The organism is Snodgrassella sp. B3088 (assembly GCF_026535815.1).
Lineage (GTDB): Bacteria > Pseudomonadota > Gammaproteobacteria > Burkholderiales > Neisseriaceae > Snodgrassella > Snodgrassella alvi_E.
Genome location: NZ_JAFNPG010000013.1, coordinates 1 through 4,423 on the forward strand (window position 1 = coordinate 1; position 4,423 = coordinate 4,423).

General features: G+C 37.7%; 5 protein-coding genes and 1 pseudogene. All 6 read right to left on the reverse strand.

The features are described from left to right. A partial coding sequence (locus tag J3U75_RS11430) for a hemagglutinin repeat-containing protein (RefSeq protein ID WP_416384700.1) occupies positions 1-300 on the reverse strand: 300 nt, incomplete at its 3' end. 351 nt (positions 301-651) lie between these two features. Beyond that, positions 652-858: a hypothetical protein gene (locus J3U75_RS08990; RefSeq protein ID WP_267391618.1), complete on the reverse strand. Its 207-nt coding sequence runs from the start codon at positions 856-858 to the stop codon at positions 652-654. Between the two features lie 20 nt (positions 859-878). After that, a complete protein-coding gene (locus tag J3U75_RS08995; protein ID WP_267391619.1) occupies positions 879-1,325 on the reverse strand; it encodes a hypothetical protein in 447 nt (148 codons plus the stop codon). Between the two features lie 2,142 nt (positions 1,326-3,467). Beyond that, the gene (locus tag J3U75_RS09000) at positions 3,468-3,734 is read right to left on the reverse strand and encodes a hypothetical protein (protein WP_267391621.1); all 267 of its coding nucleotides are present in this window, start codon (positions 3,732-3,734) and stop codon (positions 3,468-3,470) included. A 39-nt stretch (positions 3,735-3,773) separates the two neighbouring features. Next, positions 3,774-4,037, reverse strand: coding sequence for a hypothetical protein (locus tag J3U75_RS09005; RefSeq protein WP_267391622.1), 264 nt, complete (start codon positions 4,035-4,037; stop codon positions 3,774-3,776). A gap of 10 nt (positions 4,038-4,047) precedes the next feature. Then, positions 4,048-4,423, reverse strand: a pseudogene (locus J3U75_RS09010) (hypothetical protein); the annotation flags it as partial.

Consider the following 4,423-nt stretch of genomic DNA (forward strand, 5'->3'; position numbering starts at 1 on the left):
TTGTTCTGTTACAGCAGCATAATCGGCTTTTATTTTGCTTTTACTAAAGCTGGCAGAGGCGGATGCGCCATAGCCTACGGTGACCTGCCCGCTGATATTCTGCTGTTTGCTGTTGTATTTGGCGGTGTCCTGCAAGCTTTCGATATTTAGTTCGGCTGCATCAATCTGTACGCCTTTGATGTTGGTGGCACCGCCGCTGATGAGGCTGGTGTTGCCGCTGCTGCTTCCAATATGGCTGTTGCGGTAGCTGGTTTCGTCGCCGTTGCCATGTCCTTTGCCACGGTTGGCACCTGCGGTGATCTCGCATTAACCATAATATCTTTTTCACATAAAAAACCCACCTATATTAAGGTGGGTTGGTGCGGATAAATGGCCATGTTCCTTTTCATCGGCAGTTTAATCTGGCGACGTTTTACCATCTAGCCCTTACTTGTCGATAACGGTACCCTGTATGGTTCCTATTGTTTTAATATGGAACTATTTCACCTCGTGCTCTACGCTCAGCATCACGTTGTTTCGCACGATTCGATTGATAGGTTTCAAACGTGGGTGTTCCGCGATTTTCCATACACCTTTCAAACAAAGGTTGATTCCATACACCATTTGGGTAACCTTTTTCTTGAAGCCGATTTTCCGGCTTATTTGCCAGCTCTAGGCAATAGTCTTGATTTTTTTTCTCAGATCTTTTATTTGCGGAGACTCAGCATCATAAAAAGCATTCCTATCTTTTTGGCCTTTGATAATCGCAGCTCCTTCAGCATAATAACCGTTATACCAATCCGATATACTACATCCACCTAATAGCAGACTGATTCCTGTCACAATTAATAAGCGTTTTTTACATAGGCGGTACTGCATGACGTTTTTTACCTCCATTCTTATTGGTGTTCAGGAACTATTTCACCTCGCGCCCTGCGCTCAGCACGACGTTTTTTTTCTAGCATTGAACCATAAGCTTCATATGTCGGAGTTCCACGATTTATCATACAAAGTTCGAACATACCTGAATTAAAAATTCCATTTGGAAATCCAGTTCTTGCAACCCGATTTTCCGGCTTCGATGCTTGCTCTCGACAATAATCTCGATTTTTTCTTCTCAGCTCTTTCATTTGCGGAGACTCAGCATCATAAAAAGCATTCCTATCTTTTTGGCCTTTGATAATCGCAGCCCCTTCAGCATAATAACCGTTATACCAGTCCGATATACTACACCCTTCTAATACTATACTAAGGACTGTCAGAATCACTAACCTTTTTTTACTTAAACGGGTCTGCATAGTATTTCTTACCCCCATAGTTAAAGTAGCGTTTGCCATTAATTTCATGAATTGGTATCTGCGTGGTTTTAACCGTCTTTAACGTTTTTGGGTCATAGGTTGTCATCTTCCCCTGCCGATTTACCCAATTGATAGTCCCATATTCTCCAATTACTAGTAGATAAAGCTTACCTGCATTGTGCGCAGCGTATGTAGCCTATGTCATTTGCTCTAATACAATAAAAGGCACCAGTATATATGCTATCACTTTGATAAACTGGCGCCCGCTGATTAGTTACTATTTAAGCTATTTCTGAATATTTGATGTAAATAAACTACCTCGATATAACAAAATAAACAAATTATAGCTGTAATGTAAAAATGAATTTCATTTTTCTTTTTTTCCTCTGCTTATGAATATTCTAAAAAGTTAAAAACCTTTTCTTCTCATACACTCTCTTTCAGCAGGACCATATATTTCACCTAACCAATCTTGCATTTCTTTCGAACCTACATATTCATTTTTTGGGCGTGGTAGTGAGCGAAGCTCTTGGAAACACTCGTCACTAGCTTTTTCTTCAGCTGGAGACAGTTTTTGTGTTTCTCCATTCCAAAAACGTACTACCCACTCATAACACCCAGATAAAAATAAAGAAAAAAAAACATATTGTTATTATATTTTTAAAATATCTCATTTCAATTCGCTCCGTTCTTTGCTCTTGAAGGTTTCACTAAAACTGGTATAGATGGGTTATCTTTGTTTATATTATGATTTGGACCTTTTTTCCATTTATTATTAAATTCAGTATCATAAGGATTTTTATTAACTTTATCTCCCGTCAAGTTTCCATCTTTATCAATATTTCTTCCTTTTTCATCTACCAAAATATCTTTTGGTTTTTCTCTGAAATAACTACTGTGCGAATACATAAACGGTTTATCTTCTACACCACCTGTAGGTGGATTACCTCCTATTGTATACTGACTTCGAAACAATAATAGTGGACTTCTACCCACAAAATCGGTGTAATGCACTGCTGAATATGCTTTACTTCCTTCATAACCATTTATTAGTAGCTGGTCTGCATACTGTTGTACATTAGTTGCTGTACCGTAAAATCTTGCTTCTCTTATTGGTATGCCGGTTAATCCATTTCGATTAGCATACTGTAGGGCATTACTTGCCGTCATCCCACCACGACTGTGGTTACTTAGGTCTATTTTATAGCCTTTTTCTTTGGCATACTCATAAAGTAATATATTTGCTTTCTCTGAATTGGTCAAAGGAAGGTGGCTACCGCCCAAATCATTCACTTTATCATAAAATGCATATACACCTTCTGATAAAAAGTTGCTGGTTGGCGGATTGGCAACTACATAGATACCATCTGCTCCTGTTTCCCACAAGTTCTGCTTAACCGCATTTTTTAATGCATCATTTAAAGGGTTGAGTATGCCAGGATTGGATATGGTTATTACACCTGTGTTCTGTCCAGGTTTGATTTCATTTATATCAAATATCTGTCTTTTATTCCCTATTTCTGCATAGGGACTGTCTGCATCTATCGGTCTGGTTTTCTTGTTATCGTAACTGTTATTGGAACAATATAAACCATCTTGTGCACAGGTTACATTCCATATCTGTATTGGTCTTCTGGCTGCTCTAACTGCGGGGTCAATAATAGCGTCGCCATCTGCATAAACCAGTGCAGCAGTATTACCATACCCATAAACCGTACCTAATATCATATCTGTATAGAAGGCGGCTTTGTCCCATTTATCGGCACTCCCTTCCAGTGCCAGTGATTCGTTAGTGTTATAACCATTTTTGCCATCTATATAGTTGTCCTTACGAATATTTTCTGCCTGTTGGCGTTTATTATCGGCGATTTTATGCAAGATATTGCGTAATTCTTGACGATTTTGGTCAAATTCCTGTGTGACCTCACGCTGTGTATCCAGCTCTTTCTGAACTTTGTCTTTGTCAAAGTTGTTGCTCAGGTAGCCGGCTTTATCCGCATAGTTGTCGCTGCTGGTATCGGTATGAATTCCGGCTATGGTTTCGGCTACGCTTTTTCCGGTTTTCTGCTGTTGGGCAGCAGCATCCGTAATGATGATGTTGNAAATCCAGCTCTTTCTGAACTTTGTCTTTGTCAAAGTTATTACTCAGGCATCGATATTCATGAGAATATTATTATCAAAAATCAACCTTTATTTATGACGTTTTATATATTTTCTATAATAAGGATTTTCTACCGGAGAGTCGGTTCGATTACCATTCTGATCAATATAACGCCCATTTTCATCTACCAGATATTTTGCTGGTGGCTGCGCATATCCATTCCTTGGATAAACCACTACTCTACTGCCCGTATATCCATTTACTTCAAGCTGCTTTTGATATCTAGACACATCGGTGCTACAACCACATAATACAATAAATCCAGTTACATATAAGATTTTTGAATAATATTTCATTTCACTTCCTCTTTGCCTTAATTTATAGACACTAAAGAATTAGAAACCTTTTCTTTTCATGCACTCTGTTAATTTGGGACCATATACATTCACTTGCCATTCTTGCATTTCTTTTGACCCAGAAGATTCAGTCTTAGGTCGCGGAAGTGACGCTGCAAGCTTATCCATACATTCATCATAAGCTTTGTTTTCTTTTTTAGAAATATGTGATCCCCCATTCCAAAACCTTATACTTGATTCATAACATCCTAACAATGAAGTACAAAGAAAACATATTAATAAAATTTGAATTTTATATTTCATAAATTTACTCTTAATTAGTTTTACTTGGTTTAACCAAAACAGGTGAAGATGGGTTATCTTTATTTAAATTATGATTGTTTCCTTTTTCCCATATTTCGTTAAATTGTTTTCGATAAGGATTTTTAGTTGTTTTATCTCCAATTAAATTTCCATTTACATCTATATTTCTCCCCTTCTCATCTATTAATATTTCTTTAGGCACTTCTCTAAAATAACTACTGTGCGAATACATAAACGGTTTATCTTCTACACCACCTGTAGGTGGATTACCTCCTATTGTATACTGACTACGAAACAATATTAGCGGACTTCTACCCACAAAATCGGTGTAATGCACTGCTGAATATGCTTTACTTCCTTCATAACCATTTATTAGTAGCTGGTCT